Origin of the sequence: Brevundimonas aurifodinae, from assembly GCF_040195595.1 — a bacterium.
Classification (GTDB): domain Bacteria; phylum Pseudomonadota; class Alphaproteobacteria; order Caulobacterales; family Caulobacteraceae; genus Brevundimonas; species Brevundimonas aurifodinae.
Map to the genome: position 1 here is coordinate 251,879 of NZ_JBEGDD010000002.1, position 22,102 is coordinate 273,980.

Annotated in this window: 20 protein-coding genes and 4 tRNA genes; 17 read left to right on the plus strand and 7 right to left on the minus strand. The window is 68.8% G+C overall.

Annotated features, from left to right (window positions below; translation table 11 throughout):
- Window positions 1-30: 30 nt before the first annotated feature.
- From glpX to ABN401_RS03705, 8 genes are all read left to right on the plus strand, one after another.
- Window positions 31-987 carry a class II fructose-bisphosphatase gene (glpX, locus tag ABN401_RS03670; RefSeq protein WP_349683480.1) on the plus strand — a complete coding sequence of 319 codons (957 nt, stop codon included), beginning with the start codon at window positions 31-33 and terminating at the stop codon, window positions 985-987.
- A complete protein-coding gene (recJ, locus tag ABN401_RS03675; RefSeq protein ID WP_349683481.1) occupies window positions 987-2,801 on the plus strand; it encodes a single-stranded-DNA-specific exonuclease RecJ in 1,815 nt (604 codons plus the stop codon). The genes glpX and recJ overlap by 1 nt, the downstream gene beginning before the upstream one ends.
- A 59-nt stretch (window positions 2,802-2,860) precedes the next feature.
- Window positions 2,861-2,935: transfer RNA gene (locus tag ABN401_RS03680), tRNA-Glu, on the plus strand.
- Between the two features lie 133 nt (window positions 2,936-3,068).
- Window positions 3,069-4,655 (plus strand): histidine kinase famiy protein, encoded by a 1,587-nt coding sequence (locus ABN401_RS03685; RefSeq protein ID WP_349683482.1) that lies wholly within the window; start codon window positions 3,069-3,071, stop codon window positions 4,653-4,655.
- Between the two features lie 71 nt (window positions 4,656-4,726).
- Window positions 4,727-5,308 carry a cold-shock protein gene (locus tag ABN401_RS03690; RefSeq protein ID WP_349683483.1) on the plus strand — a complete coding sequence of 194 codons (582 nt, stop codon included), beginning with the start codon at window positions 4,727-4,729 and terminating at the stop codon, window positions 5,306-5,308.
- Between the two features lie 23 nt (window positions 5,309-5,331).
- A complete protein-coding gene (locus ABN401_RS03695; RefSeq protein WP_349683484.1) occupies window positions 5,332-5,814 on the plus strand; it encodes a DUF192 domain-containing protein in 483 nt (160 codons plus the stop codon).
- Between the two features lie 49 nt (window positions 5,815-5,863).
- Window positions 5,864-5,940 (plus strand) — tRNA-Pro (locus ABN401_RS03700).
- 185 nt (window positions 5,941-6,125) lie between these two features.
- Entirely contained in the window at window positions 6,126-7,649 is a 1,524-nt protein-coding gene (locus ABN401_RS03705) for a tryptophan halogenase family protein (RefSeq protein WP_349683485.1), read from the plus strand.
- A gap of 28 nt (window positions 7,650-7,677) precedes the next feature.
- Here the strand turns inward: ABN401_RS03705 and ABN401_RS03710 are convergent.
- Window positions 7,678-7,752: transfer RNA gene (locus ABN401_RS03710), tRNA-Asn, on the minus strand.
- Between the two features lie 65 nt (window positions 7,753-7,817).
- Here ABN401_RS03710 and ABN401_RS03715 point away from each other — a divergent pair.
- Window positions 7,818-8,627 carry a TrmH family RNA methyltransferase gene (locus ABN401_RS03715; RefSeq protein WP_349683486.1) on the plus strand — a complete coding sequence of 270 codons (810 nt, stop codon included), beginning with the start codon at window positions 7,818-7,820 and terminating at the stop codon, window positions 8,625-8,627.
- A gap of 231 nt (window positions 8,628-8,858) precedes the next feature.
- Here the strand turns inward: ABN401_RS03715 and ABN401_RS03720 are convergent.
- Window positions 8,859-8,932: transfer RNA gene (locus ABN401_RS03720), tRNA-Cys, on the minus strand.
- 172 nt (window positions 8,933-9,104) lie between these two features.
- Between ABN401_RS03720 and ABN401_RS03725 the strand changes: the two genes are divergently transcribed.
- The 4 genes from ABN401_RS03725 to ABN401_RS03740 all read left to right on the plus strand — a co-directional run bounded on the left by ABN401_RS03725 (window position 9,105) and on the right by ABN401_RS03740 (window position 14,971).
- The gene (locus ABN401_RS03725) at window positions 9,105-9,734 is read left to right on the plus strand and encodes a protein-L-isoaspartate O-methyltransferase family protein (RefSeq protein WP_349683487.1); all 630 of its coding nucleotides are present in this window, start codon (window positions 9,105-9,107) and stop codon (window positions 9,732-9,734) included.
- Window positions 9,735-9,864: 130 nt separating this feature from the next.
- Window positions 9,865-11,394 carry a TolC family outer membrane protein gene (locus ABN401_RS03730; RefSeq protein ID WP_349683488.1) on the plus strand — a complete coding sequence of 510 codons (1,530 nt, stop codon included), beginning with the start codon at window positions 9,865-9,867 and terminating at the stop codon, window positions 11,392-11,394.
- A 156-nt stretch (window positions 11,395-11,550) separates the two neighbouring features.
- Window positions 11,551-12,177, plus strand: a complete 627-nt coding sequence (locus ABN401_RS03735; protein ID WP_349683489.1) for a DUF2497 domain-containing protein — start codon at window positions 11,551-11,553, stop codon at window positions 12,175-12,177.
- A 79-nt stretch (window positions 12,178-12,256) separates the two neighbouring features.
- Entirely contained in the window at window positions 12,257-14,971 is a 2,715-nt protein-coding gene (locus ABN401_RS03740) for a valine--tRNA ligase (RefSeq protein ID WP_349683490.1), read from the plus strand.
- 144 nt (window positions 14,972-15,115) lie between these two features.
- On the opposite strand, the gene ABN401_RS03745 is transcribed toward ABN401_RS03740, so the two are convergent.
- Both ABN401_RS03745 and ABN401_RS03750 read right to left on the minus strand, forming a co-directional pair.
- On the minus strand, window positions 15,116-15,244 hold the full coding sequence (locus ABN401_RS03745) for a hypothetical protein (RefSeq protein ID WP_349683491.1): 129 nt from the start codon (window positions 15,242-15,244) through the stop codon (window positions 15,116-15,118).
- A 64-nt stretch (window positions 15,245-15,308) separates the two neighbouring features.
- On the minus strand, window positions 15,309-15,869 hold the full coding sequence (locus ABN401_RS03750; protein ID WP_349683492.1) for a carboxymuconolactone decarboxylase family protein: 561 nt from the start codon (window positions 15,867-15,869) through the stop codon (window positions 15,309-15,311).
- Window positions 15,870-16,001: 132 nt separating this feature from the next.
- Here ABN401_RS03750 and ABN401_RS03755 point away from each other — a divergent pair, with 132 nt between their 5' ends.
- Together ABN401_RS03755 and ABN401_RS03760 are read left to right on the plus strand one after the other, a co-directional pair.
- Window positions 16,002-16,892 (plus strand): LysR family transcriptional regulator, encoded by an 891-nt coding sequence (locus tag ABN401_RS03755; RefSeq protein ID WP_349683493.1) that lies wholly within the window; start codon window positions 16,002-16,004, stop codon window positions 16,890-16,892.
- Window positions 16,889-17,626, plus strand: coding sequence for a TlyA family RNA methyltransferase (locus ABN401_RS03760; protein ID WP_349683494.1), 738 nt, complete (start codon window positions 16,889-16,891; stop codon window positions 17,624-17,626). Before ABN401_RS03755 ends, ABN401_RS03760 begins: the two co-directional genes overlap by 4 nt.
- 305 nt (window positions 17,627-17,931) lie before the next feature.
- Here the strand turns inward: ABN401_RS03760 and ABN401_RS03765 are convergent, their stop codons facing one another.
- Window positions 17,932-18,534 (minus strand): glycine zipper 2TM domain-containing protein, encoded by a 603-nt coding sequence (locus ABN401_RS03765; protein ID WP_349683495.1) that lies wholly within the window; start codon window positions 18,532-18,534, stop codon window positions 17,932-17,934.
- Between the two features lie 141 nt (window positions 18,535-18,675).
- On the opposite strand from ABN401_RS03765, the gene ABN401_RS03770 reads away from it, so the two are divergent.
- Window positions 18,676-19,917: a class I SAM-dependent RNA methyltransferase gene (locus tag ABN401_RS03770; protein ID WP_349683496.1), complete on the plus strand. Its 1,242-nt coding sequence runs from the start codon at window positions 18,676-18,678 to the stop codon at window positions 19,915-19,917.
- A 3-nt stretch (window positions 19,918-19,920) separates the two neighbouring features.
- Entirely contained in the window at window positions 19,921-20,319 is a 399-nt protein-coding gene (locus tag ABN401_RS03775) for a hypothetical protein (RefSeq protein ID WP_349683497.1), read from the plus strand.
- Between the two features lie 3 nt (window positions 20,320-20,322).
- Here the strand turns inward: ABN401_RS03775 and ABN401_RS03780 are convergent, their stop codons facing one another.
- Window positions 20,323-21,399 carry a PA0069 family radical SAM protein gene (locus ABN401_RS03780; protein WP_349683498.1) on the minus strand — a complete coding sequence of 359 codons (1,077 nt, stop codon included), beginning with the start codon at window positions 21,397-21,399 and terminating at the stop codon, window positions 20,323-20,325.
- 123 nt (window positions 21,400-21,522) lie between these two features.
- Window positions 21,523-22,038, minus strand: a complete 516-nt coding sequence (locus ABN401_RS03785; protein ID WP_349683499.1) for a hypothetical protein — start codon at window positions 22,036-22,038, stop codon at window positions 21,523-21,525.
- Window positions 22,039-22,102: the final 64 nt, after the last annotated feature.

Sequence of the window (22,102 nt, forward strand, 5' to 3'; positions counted from 1 at the left end):
GGGATCATCCTTCGCCTCAGGAGACCGCCCATGGCCGCATCGGCCCCCTTCGCCTCGACCCTCGCTGCGGACGCCGCCATGGTCACCGAACTGGCCGCCATCGCCAGCTGGGCCCAGATCGGGCGCGGCGACGAGAAACACGCCGACCAGCTGGCCGTCGACGCCATGCGCAACGCCCTGAACAGCCTGGATATCGACGGCAAGATCGTGATCGGCGAGGGCGAGCGCGACGAGGCGCCCATGCTCTACATCGGCGAGAAGGTCGGCACTGGCAAAGGCCCGGCCATCGACATCGCCCTGGACCCGCTGGAAGGGACCACCCTGACAGCCAAGGCCATGGCCAACGCCCTGACGGTGCTGTCGATGTCGGCGGCGGGCGGCATGCTGCACGCGCCCGACACATACATGGACAAGATCGCCATCGGGCCGGGCTATGCGCCGGGCACGGTCGACCTGGACATGACGCCGGGCGACAATGTGCGTTCGCTGGCGGCGGCCAAGGGCGTGCGGCCCGACCAGATCACCGTCTGCTGCATGGATCGTCCGCGCCACGAGGCCCTGATCGCGGCGCTGAGAGAGGTCGGCGCGCGGGTCATGCTGATTACGGACGGCGACGTGGCGGGCGTGATCCATACGGCCGAGCCCGAGACCGGCATCGACCTGTATCTGGGGTCAGGCGGCGCGCCCGAGGGCGTGCTGGCCGCCTCGGCGCTGAAGTGCGTCGGCGGGCATTTCCAGGGGCGGCTGCTGTTTCGCAACGACGACGAGCGGGCGCGGGCCGAGCGCACGGGCGTCACCGATTTCGACCGGAAGTACGACCTGCACGAACTGGTGTCCAAGGACGCGGTGTTCGCCGCCACGGGCGTGACCAAGGGGGCGATGCTGGACGGCGTGGTGATGCGGGACGGCTTCGTCACGACCCACACGCTGGTGATGGACAGTTCCACCCGGACGGTGCGGCGCATCCGGACGACGCGGCCGATCTGATGGCGGATGGGGCGGCGACAGGGCTGACGCCCGGTTTTCTGGATGTCGCCCGCTCCCTGTCGGGCCGGGCCTGGCGACAGAGACCCGCCGAGGCTTCTCTGATCCGGGCTCATATGCAGGGTCTGGGACTGTCGGAGCCGCTGGCGAGGGCGCTGGCGGCGCGGGGCGTGGCGGCGGAGGCCGGCGCGGACTTTCTGGAACCGACGCTGAAGCGGCTGTTTCCCGACCCTTCGGCCTTCATGGACATGGACGCGGCGGCCGAGGCCATCGTTGGTGCCCTGACGGCGGGCGAGGCGATCCATGTCTTCGCCGACTATGACGTGGACGGGGCGTCCAGCGCGGCGCTGCTGGTGCGCTGGTTCCGGGCCATGGGGTCGGCCCTGCCCATTTATGTGCCCGACCGGCTGACCGAGGGATACGGCCCCAGCCCCCTGGCTTTCGATCGGCTGAAGGCCTCGGGGGCCGACCTGGTAATCACCGTGGATTGCGGTGCGGCGGCCAATGAGGCCATCGCCCATGCCTGCGCCATCGGGCTGAAGGTCGTGGTGATCGATCACCATCTGATGCGCGAGGAGCCGCCGCAGTGCCTGGCCGTCGTCAATCCGAATCGTCCGGGAGACACGTCGGGGCAGGGGAATCTGGCGGCGGCGGGCGTGGTGTTCGTGCTGCTGGCCGCCCTGAACCGCGAGGCGCGGCGGCGAGGCCTGTTCGACGGCCGGGCGGAGCCGGACATCCGGCGTTGGCTGGATCTGGCGGCGCTGGGGGCCATCTGCGACGTCACGGCGCTAACCGGGTTCAACCGGGCGCTGGCGGGGCTGGGGCTGGGCGTCATGTCGGGGTGGGGCAATCCGGGGTTGAAGGCCCTGCTGGCCGTCGCGGGCAGCGAACCGGGGCCGGCCAAGGTCAATCACGCGGGCTTCATCCTGGGCCCCCGTATCAATGCGGGTGGGCGGATCGGTCGCGCGGATCTGGGGGCGCGGCTGCTGTCGACCGACGATCCGGACGAAGCGCGGGCGCTGGCCGAGGAGCTGGACGCCCTGAACGTGGCCCGGCGCGAGGTCGAGCGCGAGGTCACGGAAACCGCGATCCGCCGGGTCGAGGCGACGGGCCAGCACGTCGACGGATCGGCGGTCGTGGTGGTGGGGGGCGAGGACTGGCATCCGGGCGTCGTCGGGATCGTGGCCGGGCGGTTGAGGGAGCGGTGGCGAAAGCCGGTCGTGGTGGTCGGCATCGACGCCGTCGCGGGCGTGGGCAAGGGCTCGGGGCGCTCCCAGCCGGGAATGAACCTGGGGCGGGCCGTGCAGGGCGCGTGGCGCGACGGCCTGCTGATGGCCGGGGGGGGCCACGCCATGGCGGCGGGCCTGACGGTGCGGCCCGACGGCATCGAGGCGCTGCGCGATTATCTGAACGCGGCCATGGCGGGAGAGCAGGGCGAGGCCGAGGCGCAGGACTGCGTCGAGATCGATGTGCTGATCGATCCCGGTGCCGCGACGCGAACCCTGCTGGAGGATTTCGAGCGGCTGGCGCCCTTCGGACCCGGTAATCCCGAGCCGTCCTTCGCCCTGGTGGGGGTGCAGGCGCGCGAGCCCGTGCAGATGAACGGCGGTCATGTGCGGTGCCGACTGGTGGGCGCGGACGGGGCCTCGGTCAGGGCCATCGCCTGGCGCTGCGCCGACCTGCCGCTGGGGCGGTCGCTTCTGGCGGGGCAGGGGGGTCTGAGCGTCGTCGGACGGCTGAAAGCCGACGACTGGAACGGGCGGCGCGGCGTGCAGTTCGAGATCGAGGACGCCGCCGACCCGCGCATGTCCATTTAGCGACACGGGGTGCTTGCGCCCTCCGGAATCGCCCGCTATATCGCCCGCTCTCGCGCAGCGGTCCCTTCGTCTATCGGTTAGGACGTCAGGTTTTCAACCTGAAAAGAGGGGTTCGACTCCCCTAGGGACTGCCACGCGGGGCTCCTCCGACATCGCCATTCGCGCGGCCTGTGTACGGTCGCGACTTTTGCGCCGTGATCGAAAACGGCCTAGCTGCGTTCGGTTCTCAAGGGTTGCTCTCCCGACCCTGCAGCGGAGCCGACCCGAGTGAACGACACGCCTGAACTTCCGCAGCCTCGCGTCCTGCATCCGACCGTGACCCGCGAAGGGTTCACGGGCACCGACGACATCTTCTTCGCCGCGGTCGAGATGACCCGCATGCCGATGATCGTCACCGACCCGAACAAGCCCGACAATCCGATTATGTTCGCCAACGCGGCCTTCATCGAGCTGACCGGTTACAGCTCCGAAGAGCTGGTCGGGCGCAACTGCCGCTTGCTGCAGGGACCCGGCACCGACCCGGAGACCGTCAGCGTCGTGCGAAACGCCATCGAGGCGCGCACCGACGTCGCGGTCGAGATCCTGAACTATCGCAAGGACGGCTCGGCCTTCTGGAACGCCCTGTTCGTCAGCCCGGTGTTCGGGCCGGACCGGAAGCTGCTGTACTATTTCGCGTCGCAGCTGGACGTTTCTCGCCGCCGCGACGCCGAGGACGCCCTGCGGCAGGCCCAGAAGATGGAGGCCGTCGGGCAGCTGACGGGCGGCATCGCCCACGACTTCAACAACATGCTGACCGTCATCATGGGCAACATCGAATCGGCGATCGAGCATGTCGACGACGAGGGTGTCCGCCGTCGCCTGGACCGGGCGATGGAGGGGGCGCGGCGGGCCGAGACGTTGACGGGCCAACTGCTGGCGTTCGCCCGAAAGCAGCGGCTGGACGGTCGTCCGACCAATCTGAACCTGCTGATCGAGGGCCTGCGCGATATGCTGGGGCGGACCCTGGGCTCGCAGATCACCATCCGCCCCAACCTGGCCAGAGACCTGAAGCTGGCGCAGGTCGATTCGGTGCAGGCCGAGGTCGCCCTGTTGAACGTGCTGGTCAACGCCCGCGACGCGATGGCCGACGGCGGAGAGCTGGAGATCCGGACCGAGACGGTCACTGTGACCGAGCGCGGAGAGCTGGGCGATGCTGACCCCGGCGAATATGTGGTGGTCTCCGTCACCGACCGGGGCGCGGGGATGGCTCCCGCCGTCCTCGCCCGCGTCACCGAGCCGTTCTTCACCACCAAGGACGTGGGCAAGGGCACCGGGATGGGCCTGGCCATGGTCTATGGCTTCATGCGCCAGAGCCGGGGGCACCTCGTGATCACCTCGGAGGTCGGAGAGGGCACCACGGTACGGATGATCTTCCCGGCGATCGGTGGCGAGGCGGCCCAGGCACTGCACCGCCCGGTGCGAGACATTCGTGGCGGGACGGAGACCATCCTGATGGTCGAGGACAATCCCGACGTGATGGACATGGGACGGAGCATCCTCGCGGACCTCGGCTACACCGTCCTTGCGGCGACGACGGCGGGCGAGGCGTTGCAGCGGCTGGAGGACGGCGCGCAGGTCGATCTGCTGTTCTCCGACATCGTCATGCCGGGCGGGATGAACGGGGTGACCCTGGCCAACCAGGTCCACCGGAGGTGGCCGAGGATAGAGATCCTGCTGACCACCGGCTGGGCCGACCAGGCGCTGGACCACGAAGACGACCGCAGCGGGTTCGAACTGATCGGCAAGCCCTATCGCCGGGGCGACCTGGCGCGGAAGGTCCGCGACATCCTGGACGGTTCGAACGGGGTAAGCTGAGCCGTTTCTGAAACACGCGTTTTTCGCTTTTCCCGGCTTCACAGAACCGTGTTAAACATGAACCGTTCGCAATGTGCGCGGACGGGGGGCTGAACGTGTCTGAGATTGAGGGGCTGGACGTCACGGACACCGTCCGTGTGGTCGGGCGAGTGAAATGGTTCGATCCGGGCAAGGGGTACGGCTTCATCGTTCCCGATGACCCGGGCGTGACGGACCACAAGGACGTGCTGCTGCATGTGAGCAGCCTGCGCGACGGGGGCTGGGACCTGGCGGGCGAGGGGGCCTCGATCGCCTGTGATTGCGCGCGCCGGCCCAAGGGCTGGCAGGTGGTGCATGTGCACGACCTGGGCGAGGCCGACCCGGAGATGGCGACGCCCAAGCGCGGTTACGAGAGCCTGAAGTCCGACCGTCGCAGCCTGTCCATGGCCGAGGAGGTCGGCGGCGACCTGGAGATGGCCACCGTCAAATGGTTCAATCGCACCAAGGGCTATGGATTCGTGGTGCGCTCGACCGATCCGGGCGATATCTTCGTGCATATCGAGACGCTTCGGCGCTGTGGCCTGGACGATCTGGTTCCGGGCGAGACGGTGGCGGTGCGGTTCGCCAGCGGGCCCAAGGGCCTGGTGGTCGCGGAGATCAAACCGGGCGGCTGAAGCGTCGCCCCGAAAGGGCGACGATGCTGTCGAAACGATCCTTCTTCGGCCGGATCATGGGTCTGGGTCTGGGCCTGGTGCTGGCGGCTTGCGCGGGCGGCAACGCGCCGGTGGACGCCGCGGGCAATCCGCTGGAGCCGCTGACCATCGTCACGGCGACGGGCGAGCACGATTTCATGGTCGAGATCGCCGACGACGATGCCGAACGCGAGCGCGGGCTTATGTTCCGGGAACCCCTGGCGGACGATCGTGGCATGCTGTTCCAGTTCCCGGAGGCCGGTGAGCGTGGTTTCTGGATGAAGGACACGCCGAGCTCGCTGGACATTATCTACATCGACCCGGCGGGGCGGATCGTCTCGATCGCCACTCACACGACGCCCTTCTCGCAGGCGATCATCCCCTCGAACGGCGCGGCCAATGGCGTGCTCGAGCTGCGCGCCGGACGGGCCGAGGAAATCGGGGCCAAGGCGGGCGACCAGGTGAAACACCCCTTCTTCGGCTCCTGAGCCGCCTCTCGCGTTGCCATGGCGCGGCGCTTCTGGCAGACCCCGCCTCCGGAGTGTAGCGCAGCCTGGTAGCGCATCTGGTTTGGGACCAGAGGGTCGGAGGTTCGAATCCTCTCACTCCGACCATTTGTTCGGGTGGCTATCGCTCAGCGCGCGGCGCTTCGCTGCTTGAGCCACGCGCTTTAGGTTGGCTATCGCTCAGCGCGCGGCGCTTCGCTGCTTGAGCCGGCTACCGATCTTCCCCCCCGATATCTGTCTGGCGAACTTTCGGCGCGTGGTTCATCTTCGGACGAAGCGTCGCCGGAGGACCCATGCCTGAACCGATCAAGTCCATTCTGATTGTGGGTGGCGGCACGGCTGGCTGGATGGCGGCGGCGGCGATCAAGCGGTCGGTGGGCCCTCATGCCGAGGTGCGGCTGGTCGAGAGCGCCGACATCGGCATCGTCGGCGTCGGCGAGGCCACCGTGCCGACCATCAAGGACTTCAACGCCCTGATCGACCTCGACGAGGCCGAGTTCATGCGCGAGACCAAGGCCACGATCAAACTGGGCATCGAGTTCAACGGCTGGGGCAAGGCCGACAGCGCCTATTTCCATCCGTTCGGCACCTATGGCGTGGGGCCGACGCTGGGGGATTTCCCCGGCTCCTATTTCGCGCTGAAGGAGCGGGGCAAGGCGGGGAGCCTGGAGGCCTATTCGATCTGCGCCCACGCGGCGCGGCGCGGCCGGATGGGCCAGCGGTCGCCGGACCCGCGCTCGGCGCTGTCGGGGTTCCACACCGCCTATCACTTCGACGCGAACCTGTATGGGCAGTATCTGCGGAAGGTCTGCGCCGGGCGGGGCGTCGAGCGGATCGAGGGCGAGATCGTCGAGGTCGTGCAGCGACCGGAGGACGGCTTCGTCGACCATGTCGTGCTGAAGGACGGGCGGACGTTGAAGGCGGATCTGTTCATCGACTGCACCGGCTTCCGGGGGCTGCTGATCGAGGGCGCTCTGAAGGCCGGGTACGAGGACTGGTCCCACTGGCTTCCCATGAACCGGGCGCTGGCGGTGCCGTGCGCCAAGGTGCGGGCGGTCGATCCCTATACATCGTCGACGGCGCGCGAGGCCGGCTGGCAGTGGCGGATCGCCCTGCAGCACCGGACGGGCAACGGCTATGTCTATTGCTCGGACTACATCGACGACGACGCGGCGCGGGAGACCCTGCTGTCCAATCTGGACGGTGAGGCCCTGGCCGATCCACGTCCGCTGCGGTTCGTGACCGGGCGCAGGAAGAAACTGTGGGACAAGAACGTCGTGTCCCTGGGCCTGTCGTCGGGGTTCATCGAGCCGCTGGAATCGACCAGCATCCACCTGGTGCAGGTCGGGATCATCCGGCTGTTGCAGCACTGGCCCGACACGGGTTTCAGCCAAACGAATACAGACGGTTACAACCGGCGGCTGGGACGCGAGATCGAGCTGATCCGGGACTTCGTCATCCTGCACTATCACGCGACCGACCGGGACGACACGCCGTTCTGGCGGCACGTCCGCGACATGCCGATCCCCGACAGCCTGATCGAGCGGGTCGAGATGTTTCGCGACCGGGGCCTGCTGTTCCAGGTCGGTGCCGACGAGTATTTCAGCCAGGGATCGTGGATGGCGGTGATGGTCGGGCAGGAGATCCTGCCGAAGACCTACAACCCGCTGTACGCCTATCAGAACCTGGACCAGGTGGCGGCGGGCTTCGAGCAGATTCGCAAGGCCTGGACCGCCACGGTCGACAACCTGCCCACCCACGAGGCGTTTCTGAAGCAGCAAGGGATGTGGGCGGGGGAGACGCCGGCGGCGGCGTGAGCCCGGCGCGGGTCCGATCTGGTCCAAGTGGCTCCGCGGGTAGGGATCGAACCTACGACCAGCCGATTAACAGTCGGCTGCTCTACCGCTGAGCTACCGCGGAATGCACACTTGGGAGGCGGGCCTATAGCAGCGGGCTTCCGCGTCGCGCAACGGGAAATGTCGTCAATGTCCATCGCGTTCCTCGACGACGCCGACGATCCGCGCGTCGCCGACTATCGCGACATTCGCGAGCGGGACCTGACCGGGCGGCGAGGTCTGTTCATCGCCGAGGGCGAGGTGGTTCTGAACATGCTGCTGTCGCCGGCGTCGCTGTGTCGGCCACGTTCGGTCCTGATGGCCAAGCACCGGATCGAGCAACGGCGCGATCTGCTGGCGCGGGTGCCGGACGGGGTGCCGATCTATGCGGCGTCCCAGCCCGTGCTGGACCGGATCGCCGGGTTCGATCTGCATCGCGGGATGCTGGCGGTCGGGGAAAAGCCGCCGGGTCCGGACCTGGACGCCCTGCTGGCAGCGATGCCGGAGCGGGCCGTGGTGCTGGCGGTGTCAGGGGTCGGCAACCACGACAATATGGGCGGTCTGTTCCGCAACGCCGCCGCCTTTGGAGCCGCCGCCGTGCTGCGCGACGACCGGTGCTGCGATCCCTTTTACCGCAAGGCCATCCGGGTCTCGGTCGGGGCGGTGTTGCGGACCCCTACGGTCGCCGCCCCCTCGCTGGAGGCGCTGATCCAGGCGCTGGAGCAGGCCGGGTTCGACATTCTGGCCCTGACGCCCAGGGCGGAAACCCCACTGAAGGCGGTCAAGGGACTGGGGCGCCAGGCGGTGCTGGTCGGGTCCGAGGGGCCCGGCTTGCCGGCCGGAACGCTGGCACGGCTTAGAACGGTCGGCATGCCCATGGCGGGTGGATTCGATTCGCTGAACGTCGCGACGGCGGCGGCCCTGGCTCTGCATCAGATCTGCGGCGGGCCGGAAGCGTGATCGTCACCAAAATTTCAAGCCGTTAACGCTTCGTCCACCTTGATGAACGCCGGTTTCCATGGCGCTATGACCGTCCGGGGAGGACGACATGGCTGGGTTGTTGAGTTTCATGGGTCGCAATGTGCGGATCGCGGTGGCGATCGGCGTGGTCGCCGCCAGCGTGGGCGCGGCGGGTGCGATCGGCTGGATGACCGCGCCGGTCTAGGGTCGACGATCCGGTCCGGATCGCGATGGAGGCCTGACCGGGAATCGAACCCGGGTGCAAGGATTTGCAGTCCTCTGCGTCACCACTCCGCCATCAGGCCACAGGGCCTCTTTCAGGGGCCCCAGATCGCGAGGGGCGTTCGCTATCAGATCGGCCAGAGCGCTGCAATCATTGTCGGGGGGCATTGTCGGCGGCGATGATTGTCGGTTGCGCCCGGCGGACCTATAAGCGCCCGAGTTTTTTCAACGATCGCCGTCAGGACGCCCGCAGCTATGGATTTCGCCGCCGCCCGCAAGGTCATGGTCGATTCGCAGGTCCGCGTGAACGACGTCACCGATCGCGGCCTGCAGGCCGCGATGCTGGCCGTGCCGCGCGAACGGTTCTGCGATCCGGCCCGGGCCTTCTCCGCCTATGGCGAGGTCGAGGTCGAGATCGCGGCCGGTCGTCGGTTGATGCAGGCGCGCGAAGTGGCGAAACTGATCCAGGCGCTGGACCCCCGCGAGGGGGAGACCGCCCTGGCTGTCGCGGCCCCCTATGCCGCGGCCGTTCTGGCCAGGCTGGGCCTGACCGTCACCGCCCAGGAGGCCGAGGCCGCCGTTCTGGACGTTGTGGGGCCCGCCCTGAGCGAGGCCGGGGTCGAGACGGCCGTCGCGTCGCTGAGCCAGCCGGTGGGCGAGGGCTATGATGTGGTGATCTCCGAGGGCGCGGTGGCGGTTCGCCCCGAGGCCTGGCTGGCGGTGCTGAAGGTCGGGGGACGGCTGGCGGTCGTGGAGCGGACGGGGCCGAACGGCCGGGCGGTGCTGTATGTGAAGGGCCGCGAGGGCGTTTCGCGGCGCGAACTGTTCGACGCGGCCCCGCCGGTGCTGGCGGAAATGACACCTGCGCCGGCTTTCGCCCTCTGAAGGCCGGATTGCGTCGGCATGACGCTGGCGGTCGCGTGAAAAAAACTTAACTGGCGCAAGGCGAAGCTCTTACGCACTACGCCGTTCGTGGGATACCGGCGCCGGTCTGGCGCCCCGAAGGATCAGGTTGATGTTCAAACGCACGCGCGCGCTCGCAACGGTCGCCGTCATCGCCGTCACGGCGGGACTGGCCACGCCGGTCCTGGCCGACACCCTGCTGGACGCCATCGCCCTGGCCTATCGCACCAATCCGACATTGCAGGCGCAGCGGGCGAATCAGCGCGCCATCGACGAACTGGTGCCCCAGGCACGCTCTGGCCTGCGTCCGGATCTCAGCGTCAGCGTCAGCGCCCGCTATAGCCGCACCGAAACAGAAGGGTCGGGCGGCGTCGATCTCAACGGCGACGGAATCGTCGACTTCGCCGGCACCGGCGGCGTGACGGAGAACGATACGGGCAGCGCGACCCTGAGCCTGAGCCAGACCCTCTATTCGGGTGGTCGCATCGCGCGCGGCATCGACGCGGCCGAGGCCAACGTCCTCAGCGGTCGCGAGCAGTTGCGCGCCGTGGAGCAGTCGGTGCTGGGCTCGGTGATCCAGGCCTATGTCGACGTGCTGCGCGATATCGAGATCCTGCGCATCCGCGAGGCCAATCTGAGCGTCCTTCAGCGCCAGCTTGAGGAATCCAACGCCCGGTTCGAGGTCGGCGAGATCACTCGCACCGACGTCGCGCAGTCCGAGGCGCGGCTGGCGCAGTCGGAATCGGACCTGGCGGCCTCGCGCGCCCAGCTGTCGGTGTCGCGCGCGGCCTATGCCGCCGTGGTGGGACAGGCCCCGGCCGATCTGGAGCAGCCCCCGGTCCTGCCGGGCGTGCCCGCCGAATTCGAAGCCGCCCTGGACATCGGCCTGGCCGAGAACCCCGGCATTCTGGCCGCCGAATACGAACTGCGGGCCGCCGAGGCCCAGGCGGCCCAGGCGCGCTCGGCCTATATGCCGTCCGTGGGCCTCTCGGCCAGCTATGGCGGCAGCGACGAACTCGCGTCGTTCGATCTGGGGCGGAACAGGCAGTTCCAGGCCGGGGCCACGCTCAGCGTTCCCCTGTTCACCGGCGGGTTGAACCGCAGCCGCGTCGCCCAGGCCCTGGAACAGGCCAACGCCGCCAAGATCAGCATCCGGGGTCAGGAGCGGACGGTGCTTCAGAACGTGAGCTCGTCCTACGCCCAGATCGTTTCGGCCAACGCCCAGCTGCAAGCGGGTGAGGAAGGCGTGCGCGCCGCACGGATTGCCGCCGAGGGCGTGCGCCAGGAGCAGCAGGTCGGGCTGCGCACCACGCTGGACGTGCTCAACGCCGAGCTGGAACTGCGCAACGCCGAGATCACCCTGGCCACGGCGCGCCGGAATCAATACGTCGCCCAGGCCAATCTGCTGGCCTCCATGGGGCGGTTGAGCGGCGAGGATCTGGATCCGACGCTCGAGGTTTATGACGCCGCCGCCAACGCCGACCGCGTGCGCAACCGGGGTGCCCTGCCGTGGGATTTCGCGGTCGAGGCCATCGACCGGATCGCTTCGCCGCCGGTCACGCCGGCCAACGATGGAGCCCAGGCGCCGATCGACGAACAGCTGAACGGCGAGATCGTGCGGACCGCGCCCCGGGGCCAGTAGCGACCGTCGAGCAGGCCCGGTTAACCAACGAGGCGAAAAAGTCCCGTTGATTCCGCAAGTGGTAGATGCGACGAACGGTGGGGGGCTTGGCGAACGTCGGCTCCGCGTCTCTCGCCCATGCTTTCGCCTTTTCGAAGGTTCGCTCAAGGCCCGACCATGACCGACACGACCGCTCAAGAACCGACGATGGAAGAGATCCTGGCGTCCATCCGCCGGATCATCTCCGAGGATGACGCCCCCGCCGTCGAGGCCGCCCCGGCCGCCGCGCCGGAGCCGGAGTCGGAGCCTGCGGTGGAAGCCGAGCCCGAGCCCGAGCCGGTCATGGCCGAGAGCCCCGCACCCGAGTCCGGGCCGGCGCCCGCCGCCGAGGAGGAGATCCTCGACCTGACCGACCGCTATGAGGCACCCGCCGTCGAAACGATCGGCGATCTGGACGTCACGGCCGTCGAGGACCCGGAGCCTGAGCCCTTCCCCACCGCCTTCCAGCCGGAGCCGGAACCCGTGCATCACGAACCCGTCCCGTCCGAGACCTCGGCCCCGCTCGACAGTCTGGTGGGTGCCGGTGCGGCCGCCAGCGCGGCCTCGGCCTTCGCCGGCCTGTCGGCCAGCCTGGCCCGGCCTGAGCCGTCGGCTCTCGTCGGCGGCAGCGGCCCGACCATCGAGGCCCTGGCCCGTGAACTGCTGCGCCCGATGCTAAAGGAATGGCTCGACGCCAACCTGCCCGGCATCGTCGAGGCGGCGGTACGCAAGGAAGTCGAACGCATCGCCCGCAACGCGGGCTAGCCCCGCTCGCCACCGGCGACTAAGACCAACAGGGGCGGTTCCCACGGGGGGCCGCCCTTTCTGCATTCCGAGACCCAAGATGCTTGAGAAGACCTTCGATCCCAAAGCCGCCGAACCGCGTCTGTACGCGATGTGGGAGGGCTCTGGCCTGTTCGCCCCCCGGACCGACGGTGCGGCCGACGCCTATTCGATCGTCATCCCGCCGCCGAACGTGACGGGCTCGCTGCACATCGGCCATGCGCTGAACAACACCCTGCAGGACATCCTGGCGCGCTATCACCGGATGCAGGGCAAGGCGGTGTTGTGGCTGCCGGGGACGGACCATGCGGGCATCGCGACGCAGATGGTGGTCGAGCGCCAGCTGGCAGCAGCCGGCAACGTCGGCCGGCGCGACATGGGCCGCGACGCCTTCGTCGAGAAGGTCTGGGAGTGGAAGGCCGAGAGCGGCGGGACCATCGTCCAGCAGCTGCGCCGTCTGGGGGCGTCGTGCGACTGGAGCCGCGAGCGGTTCACCCTGGACGAGGGGCTGAACGCGGCGGTGAGGAAGGTCTTCGTAGAGTTGCACAGCAAGGGCCTGATCTATCGGGACAAGCGGCTGGTGAACTGGGACCCGCAGTTCCAGACGGCCATCAGCGACCTGGAGGTCGAGCAGCGCGAAGCCGACGGCCACTACTGGCACTTCGCCTATCCGCTGGCGGACGGCGTGACCTATGAGCACCCGATCGCCTTCGACGAGGCGGGCGAGGCGACGGAATGGGAGACGCGCGACTTCATCGTCGTGGCGACGACGCGGCCGGAGACGATGCTGGGCGACACGGGCGTGGCGGTGCATCCGGACGACGCGCGCTATGCGGGGCTGGTCGGCAAGTTCGTGACCGTGCCCATCGTCGGGCGGCGCGTTCCGATCGTGGCCGACGACTATGCCGACCCGACCAAGGGCTCGGGCGCGGTGAAGATCACCCCGGCGCACGATTTCAATGACTTCCAGGTCGGAAAGCGTGCGGGACTTCAGGCGATCAACGTCATGGACGCCTTCGCGCGGATCACCACGGCGGATGCGCCGGACGTGCCCGCCGACTACGACGGCATGGACCGCTTCGCGGCGCGCAAGGCCATCGTCGCCCGCGCCGAGGAGGAGGGCTGGCTGAGGGACATCGAGAAGACCAGGCACGTCGTGCCCCACGGCGACCGCTCCGGCGTGGTCATCGAGCCCTGGCTGACGGATCAGTGGTATGTCGATGCCGCGACGCTGGCTCAGCCCGCGCTGAAGGCGGTGGAGCAGGGCCACACTGCCTTCGAGCCGAAGTCCTACGAGAAGATCTATTTCGAATGGCTGAGGAACATCGAGCCGTGGTGCATCAGCCGCCAGCTGTGGTGGGGGCATCGGATCCCGGCCTGGTATGACGCCGAAGGGAACATCTACGTCGCCGAGACGGAGGCCGAGGCTAGAGCGCAGGCGGGCGGCAAGACGCTGACGCAGGACGAGGACGTGCTGGACACCTGGTTCAGCTCCGCTCTCTGGCCGTTCTCGACCATGGGCTGGCCGGAGGACACCGACGACCTGAAGCGCTTCTATCCGACCAGCGACCTCGTCACGGCGGCAGACATCATCTTCTTCTGGGTGGCCCGGATGATGATGATGGGGCTGCACTTCATGGACGAGGTGCCGTTCAGGCGGGTCATCATCAATGGCCTGGTCCGGGACGAGAAGGGCCAGAAGATGTCGAAGTCCAAGGGGAACGTCATCGATCCCCTGACCATCATCGACGAGCTGGGCGCCGACCCCCTGCGCTTCACCATGGCGATCCTGTCGGGCACACGCGACATCAAGTTGTCGAAGCAGCGCATTGAGGGTTATCGCAATTTCGGCACCAAGCTATGGAACGCCGCGCGCTTTTCCCAGATGAACGACTGCGCCCGCGTGGAGGGTTTCGACCCCGCGACGGTCGATCAGACCATCAATCGCTGGGTCCGGGGCGAGCTGACCAAGGCCGAGCGCCAGGTGTCCGATGCCATCGAAGGCGGCCGTTTCGACGACGCCGCGTCGGCGCTCTATCGCTTCGTCTGGAACGTCTTTTGCGACTGGTATCTGGAGCTGGCCAAGCCGGTGTTCGGGGGCGCAGACGAAGCTGCCAAGGCCGAGACGCGGGCCATGACGGCCTGGACCCTGGACCAGACGCTGAAGCTGCTGCACCCCGTCATGCCCTTCATCACCGAGGAGCTGTGGGACGAGCTTGGCAAGACCGGCCCGGCGCGGGACGAGGCGATGCTGCTGGGCGCGGCGTGGCCGGTGCTGCCCGATGCCTTCATCGACGTCGAGGCCGAGGGCGAGATCGGCTGGCTGGTCGATCTGGTCGGCGAGATCCGCGCCCTGCGTGGCGAGATGAACGTGCCGCCGGCCGCCAAGCCGCCGCTGACCTTCGTGTCTCCGGAAGCCATCACGACCGCCCGGATCGCGCTGCACCGCGACCTGATCCTGACCCTTGGGCGGGTGTCGGAGATCGGCGTGGCCGAAGCGGCGCCCGAGGGCGCGGTGACGGTCGTGTCGGGCGGCTCGGCGGCGGCCCTGTCGCTGGCGGGCGTCATCGACCTGGCGGCGGAGACGGCGCGGCTGTCCAAGGAGATCGCGGCCGCCGACAGCGACATCGGCCATGTCATGAAGAAGCTGGGCAACCCCAACTTCGTGGAGCGGGCGGCTCCGGCGGTGATCGAGGAACAGCGCACCAAGTTGACCGAGGCGGAAGCGACAAAGGCGCGTCTGCAGGCGGCTCTGGGCCGATTGGCGGGGCTGTAGGGCTGCGATAACCGCCGCCGTGCACCCCGGCGAAGGCCGGGGTCCAGGTCACGGACACTCTGGCATGAGACAGGCCAGACAGCCTCGCTTGGCTTTGCGGGCGGCGCTGGACCCCGGCCTGCGCCGGGGTGCACGGTGAGGGGGCTAACGCATCCGGGGCATGCTGACGCTGACACTCTCGGCGGCGACCAGCATGCCGCGTCGCGTGGCCGGGATGAGCCAGAGGGCCACGCCGAGGATGGCCAGGGCGAACAAGACCGAGATCACGCGCATCGGAGCCTCCGTCGGAGCGACGTCGAACGGAGTTCGTCCGACGCCGCCCCGGGGTTACGAGGGATCAGGCCGCGCGACGCGGTTCGAAGGCGTTGGCCTGGAAGGCGGCATCGACCGGGGTCGCGGCGATGTGGTTGACGTAGTTGGAGATGGTCTTCAGGCCCACGCCCAGCACGACCTCCAGCACATTGCCCGCCGTATAGCCGGCCGCGATCAGGCGGTTGACGTCGGCGTCCGAGACCCAGCCGCGCTCACGCACCACGCGGGTGGCGAAGTCGCGCAGCGTCTCCAGCTTCGCATCGGCGATCGGCCCGCCGTCGCGGACGGCCTGGATGACGGTCTGGTCCAGATGCTGGCCCTGGGTCACCGTGGTGTGGGCGGCGACGCAGTAGCGGCAGGCGTTCTCGACCGAGGCGGCGATCAGGACGACCTCGCGCTCCAGCGGGGTCAGGTCCGACTTCTGATAGGCGCCGGCCAGCGCCAGGTAGCCCTCGATCACGGCCGGGCTCTCGGCGAACTCACCGACGAGGTTCGGCACGATGCCGAAGGCGGCCTTGGCGCCGGCGATGAAGGGGCGCGAGCCTTCCGGGGCGGTTTCCAGGGTGTGGATGGGGAACTGGGTCATGGTGATCTTCCTTCGTGGGGTGGGGCGGCGCATCGGCGCGTCGTCGAGGAGGAAGATGCGCCGGGATCGGCTCGTGCATTAGTCGGGCGGATCGGCTTTGACTTATGCGCTTATCGCATGAAAGGAGGAGGGATGGATCGCCTGTCCGCCCTTCGCCTGTTCGTCCGCGCCGTCGAGAGCGGAAGCTTCTCGCGTGCCGGGCGCGACGCCGGCTTGTCGCAGTCGGCCGCCAGCCGTTCCATCGCGGCGCTGGAGGCGGACCTGGGCGCGCGGCTGCTGATGCGAACCACGCGGCGGCTGTCGGTCACCGAGGCGGGTCAGCGCGTCTATGAGCAGGCCCAGCGTTTGCTGGAGGAGGACGCGGCCCTGGTGGAGGCGGCGGCGGGCGCGGATCGGGAGCCGGTCGGCCGGCTGCGGGTCTCGACGTCCATCGCCTTCGCCACCGCCGAGGTGGCCCCGCATGTGGACGCCTTCCTGAAGGCTTGGCCCCGGCTGAGGCTGGACATCGCGGCGACGGACGCCCGGATCGATGCGGTCGCGGAGGGCGTCGATCTGATCCTGAGACTCGGGCCCCTGACGGACAGCAGTCTGACCGGGCGGCGGCTGGGCACCTATGAACGTTGGCTGGTGGCGTCGCCGGCGGTCGTCCAGGCGCTGGATGGGGAGGCCCCGCTGGAGGATCGGCTGAACGGACGCTGCGTGGTTTTCTCCGGCTCGACGCTCGGCCAGAAATGGCGACTGACGGGCCCTGCGGGGGTCGTCGAGATGGAGCCGTCCGGGACACTCAGCGCAGCGGCGGGGGCCGTGGTGCTGAGCCTCGCGGTCCAGGGGGCCGGCGTGGCCCTGATGCCGTCCTTTGCCGTGGCCCGGGACATCGCCGACGGGCGGCTGGTCCGCGTGGCCCCCGACTGGTCAGGCCCACCGACGCCGGTGGCAGCCTTGTGGACCCACCGGGACCTGCCGCGAAAGGCCCGGCTGTTCCTGGATCACCTGACACCCCGATTGAGGCTGGACGAACGATGACGACGCGACTGGATGTAATGCTCGTCTCGCGAGGTCTCGTCGACAGCCGGGCGCGGGCCAGGGCGGCGATCGAGGCCGGGGGCGTGACGGTGAACGGTCGCCCCGCGCGGGCCGCCTCGGAGAAGGTCACCGACGACGCCGTCTTGACGGTCGAGCCGCCGCATCCCTGGGTGGGGCGGGGCGCATGGAAGCTGGTCCACGCCCTGGACCTCTGGCCCGTGGTCGTCGAGGGACGGACGGTGCTGGACGTCGGGGCCTCGACCGGAGGGTTCACCGAGGTCTGCCTGGCGCGAGGCGCGGCGCGGGTTTTCGCGGTGGATGTGGGCTCTGGGCAGATGCATCCCCGCGTCGCGGCGGATGCTCGCGTGACGGTGCTGGAGCGGACCGACGCCCGTTCCCTGACGCCGGATCTCATTTCGACGCCCCCTGAGTTGATCGTCTGCGATGCGAGTTTCATCAGTCTGATCAAGGTTCTGCCGGTGGCACTCGATCTGGTGCCGGAAGAGGCCGAGCTGATCGCGCTGGTCAAGCCGCAGTTCGAGGCGGATGGGCCCGGCGCGGTCGGCAAGGGCGGGATCGTCAAGGACGTCGAGGCCCGCAGGGCGGCCGTGGAGCGGGTCTCGGCCTGGCTGGAGAGCCTCGGCTGGACCGTCCGCTCGACGACCGAAAGCCCGATCCCCGGCGGCGACGGCAATGTCGAATACTTGCTCTGGGCGTCGCGGCGGCCCGGATGACGACGTCGCTCAAGCAGCGAGCGACCGCGTCGCGAGTGGTAGCGACCAAAGGGAGTCGCTCAAGTAACGAGCGACTGCGTCGCGAGCGATAGCGACCAAAGGGAGTCGCTCAAGCAGCGAGCGACCGCGTTGCGAGCGGTAGCGACCAACAGGACCCCGTCGCTCAAGCGGCGAGACTCCGCGAGCCGAGCGTTGGCGACACCGCACAAAAGCAACCGCCGGCGGATTGCTCCGCCGGCGGCGCCCGTCACGATCCCGATCGACAGGGGGGCTGAAAACTAACCGGAACCGCGAACCTTGATCGATCAGCGCGGCAGCCAGCCCCGCCGCGGATCGTAATAGTAGTAGCCGTCGGCGGAGACCTGATAGCCGCTCTGGTAACGGCCCTGGTCCCGGCGATCATCGTAGCGGCGGTCGTCGCGATAACCGCGATCGTCATAGTAGCCCGACGAATAGGCGCGGTCGTCGTAGCGATCATTTCCACCGTAGTAGGTCTGGGCCTGGGTGTGGGTCTGGCCGCGATAGTCCGAGCGGCAGTTCTCGTTGGACGCCCGCCCGACCTGGGAGCCGATCACGGCGCCCAGGATGCCGCCGATGATCGAGCCCTCGGTCCGGTTGCCACGGCCCGCGACCTGCGATCCCGCGACGGCTCCGATGCCGCCGCCGATCAGGGCGCCTGCGCCGGTCCGGCCCTGGCCATAGGTCTGGCAGCGGTCATAGCCGTAGCTTCTCTGGCCGTAGCCGTTGTTGTGGCCGTAGGGCTGGCTGTAGCCGTTGTTCGAATAGCCATTGTTGGAATAGCCGTTGCCGTAGCCGTAGGACTGGGCCGAGGCGGCGGCGGGGGCCAGCGTCGCGGCGGCCGCGAGGGCGGCCAGGGCGGCGACGGGCTTGGAGAACCTGGTGGTCATGATGAAAACCCCTGTTCCGACGTCGGGACATCCGGCGTCTGTTGGGAGGTGTTCTAGGGGGGCGAACCTGAACCGGCGTTGAGCCGGCCGTTCATCTCCGTTCATGTTTCGGCCGGGCGGCGAAGCGGTCTAGAAGACGCAATGACCACAACGCTGAGGATCGCCCGGGTCGCGGGGCAGGGGGACGGCGTCGCCGAAACCGCCACGGGTCCAGTGTTCGCGCCCCTGACCCTGCCCGGCGAGACGGTGCGGGGAGAGGTCGGCGACGGGCGGCTGGAGGGGGTCGAGATCGTCGAGGCGAGCCCGGACCGCGTCGCGCCGGTGTCGCCCCACTATGGCGACTGCGGCGGGTGTTCGCTGCAGCACTGGGCCAGCGGCCCCTATCTGGCGTGGAAGCGGGACCAGGTGATCGCGACCCTGGCGCGCGAAAAGATCGAGACCGAGGTCGAGGCGACCGTGGCCGTGCCGCCGGGCAGCCGTCGCCGGCTGGCGCTGCATGCGCGGCGGCTGGTGGATGGACGTGTCGTGCTGGGCTTCAAGGCGAGGAAGTCCTGGCGGCTGGTCGAGGTGACGGCCTGTCCGGTTGCGGACCCCCGGCTGGTGCGGGCCTTTCCCGTGCTGACGCGGGTCGCGGCGGCGTTTCTGGATCATCCCAAGTCGGCGCCGACCCTGCATGTAACCTGGACGCTGGATGGGCTGGACGTCGATGTGACGGGGGTCGAGCGGCGTTCGGGCCTGTCGGGAGACGGCCGGGCTCAGGCGATCCGCGCGGCGGCGGCGGCCGATCTGGCCCGTCTGTCGCTGGCGGGCGAGACCCTGGTGATGGCGCGCCAGCCCCGGGTGGCGTTCGGTCCCGCGACCGTGCCTCTGCCGGCTGGCGGCTTCCTGCAGGCCGTGCCCGAGGCCGAGGCGGCGATGGTGTCCAGGGCCGTCGAGGCGGTGAGGGGGGTCAAGAAGGTGGCGGACCTGTTCTGCGGGGCCGGGACCTTCACCTTTCCCCTGGCCACGGTGGCCGGCGTTGTGGCGGTCGATGCCTCGGCGGCCGGGATCGCGGCGTTGAAGGCGGGCATCGGCACGGCGAAGGGGCTGAAGCCGATCGTGGCCGAGGCGCGGGACCTGTTTCGCAGGCCGTTGACGCCGTTCGATCTGAAGGGCTGCGAGGCCATTGTGTTCGATCCGCCGCGGGCCGGGGCGATCGATCAGACGGCCCAGATCGCGGAGACGAAGGCGAGCGTCGTGGTCGGCGTGTCCTGCAACCCCCAGACCTTCGCGCGGGACGCCCGCGTGCTGATCGAGGCGGGGTTCCGGCTGGAGCGGGTCACGCCGGTCGATCAGTTCCTGTGGTCCAGCCATGTCGAGCTGGTCGGCGTGTTTCGGAGATAGACGATGGCAGACGCGGAACCGGATTTCGGCGAGGGCAGTCCTGATGAAGATTGGGGCGGTTTCGACGTGGACGACTGGTCGCGGCTGGCGCCGTTCGTCGGCCGGGTCGCGACCCTGGACGACGTGCAGGCGCGGCGGGCGATCTTCGCCTTGGCCGAGACGTCGGACGCCCGGCCGATCGGCATGGACCTGCCCCAGCCGGTGATCTGGTGGGACGAGGACGGCGAACAGGGCGCGGTGGCGGTCCAGGCCGAGAGCCATGTCGGTCCCGACGGCGAGGTCATGGAAGTGTTGGGCGTCATCCTGCCGGACGGGGAGGGGGTGGTCGTGCTGCTGGAGGATGTGGACCTGGTCGATGACACCGATCCGACATGGCGCGCGCTGGTCGAGGGCGCCGTCTGAGCGTCAGCCGAACAGCTCCAGCTGCGCCCGGGCGTCGGCGGGGACGCGGAACTTTGTCTCGTCGAGCGGGTGGCGAGGGGCGTCAAGGCCGTAGCGTTTGATGGCGGCCTTGAACCGGGCGGCGATCAGGTCGGCGACGGGGCCGGTGCCCTTCATCCGGGTGTTCCAGTCGGGATCGTAGTCCTTGCCGCCCCGGGTCTGGCGAACCAGGGACATGACGCGGGCGGCGCGCTCGGGCCGTGCGTCCGCCAGCCATTCGCGGAACAGGTCCTTGATCTCGAGCGGCAGGCGCAACGTCACATACATGGCCGTGGTGGCACCGGCCTTGGACGCAGCCTCGAGTACGGCCTCCAGCTCATGGTCGTTCAGCCCGGGGATCACCGGCGCGAAGCCGACGCCGACGGGGACACCGGCGTCGGCCAGGCGGTTTATGGCCTCCAGACGCTTGGCCGGGGTCGAGGCCCGGGGTTCCATGGCGCGGGCGAGCCGGCGATCCAGCGTCGTGATCGAGACAAAGGCGCTGGCCAGACGGTCGCGGCCCATCGGCCCAAGAATGTCCACATCGCGAGTGATCAGATTCGATTTGGTGATGATGGACAGGGGCTGGTTGAAGCGTCGGCAGACCTGAAGGATCTGCCGGGTGGACTGAAGGTCCCGCTCGACCGGCTGGTACGGGTCGGTGTTGCCGCCGATGTGAATCCGCTTGCAGACGTAGCGGCGCGCGGCGAGCTCCTGTTCCAGGAGACGCCCGGCCCCGGGCTTGAAGAAGATCCGGCTCTCGAAATCCAGGCCCGGGGATAGGCCCATGAAGGCATGGGATGGACGGGCGTAGCAGTAGATGCATCCATGTTCGCATCCCTTGTAGGGGTCGATCGAGCGGTCGAACCCGATGTCCGGGCTGGTGTTTCCGGCGATGATCGTCCGGGCGTGTTCGGGGGTCAGGATGGTGCGGATCTGGGTCGGAGCCTCATCCTCGGCGGTCCAGCCGTCATCGAAGGCTTCGGTCGTGGTCGGTTCGTAGCGCCCGGTGGCGTTGGATCGGGCGCCGCGTCCTTTCGTCGGCAGAGGGGCAGAATGCATGGCCCGAACCTAATCAAGATTCGGAACAAAGCAAGAACATTATGGACGCGGCCCAGCCGTAGAAGCGGCGATTGTCGGGCATAAGGGGGCGTGGGCGGCTCCCGCAGGAGCCGCCCGAGGTATTCAGCCGACGCGGCCCGCAGCGACGGCGAGGGCGGAGGTGTCCGCCAGACTCTCGACCGTGTCGCCGGTCACGACCACGGCGACGGATTCGCGATAGGGGCCGGTGGGCTTGCCGAGGGCTCGCAGAGTGGTGGCCACGCCCTCGCCGAACGCGAACACGGGCGCGCCCTTGGTGCCGGCGCGAATGATCAGGTCATCGAGGGCGGCCTGGGACGTCTCGTCGACGTTTCCGGCCGGCACGACGAGGGCCTTCAGGGCGCCGCTGTCGATGTCGGCGGGAGAGGCGGTCGCGAGGATGCTGGTTCCGCCGACGCTCAGGCCTTCGTCGCCGACCGACACGGGGGCCAGCGACAGGCCGCTGGCCCGCAGGACCGCCTCGGCGTCCGGCATGGCGCCGAAACTCATGGCGCGGCGCATCGCCAGGCCGGCGCGGGCCCGGATCGGTGCGAGACGGTAGCCGCTGCGGGCACCGGGGGTGGAGCGGGGCTGGTAGGGAAGTTTGCGTTGCGCGAACATGGCGTCTCCATCAGGTTTATTCGGCCCGAAAGTCCCCGCCAAACAGGTTCGCGCGCCGGCGCAA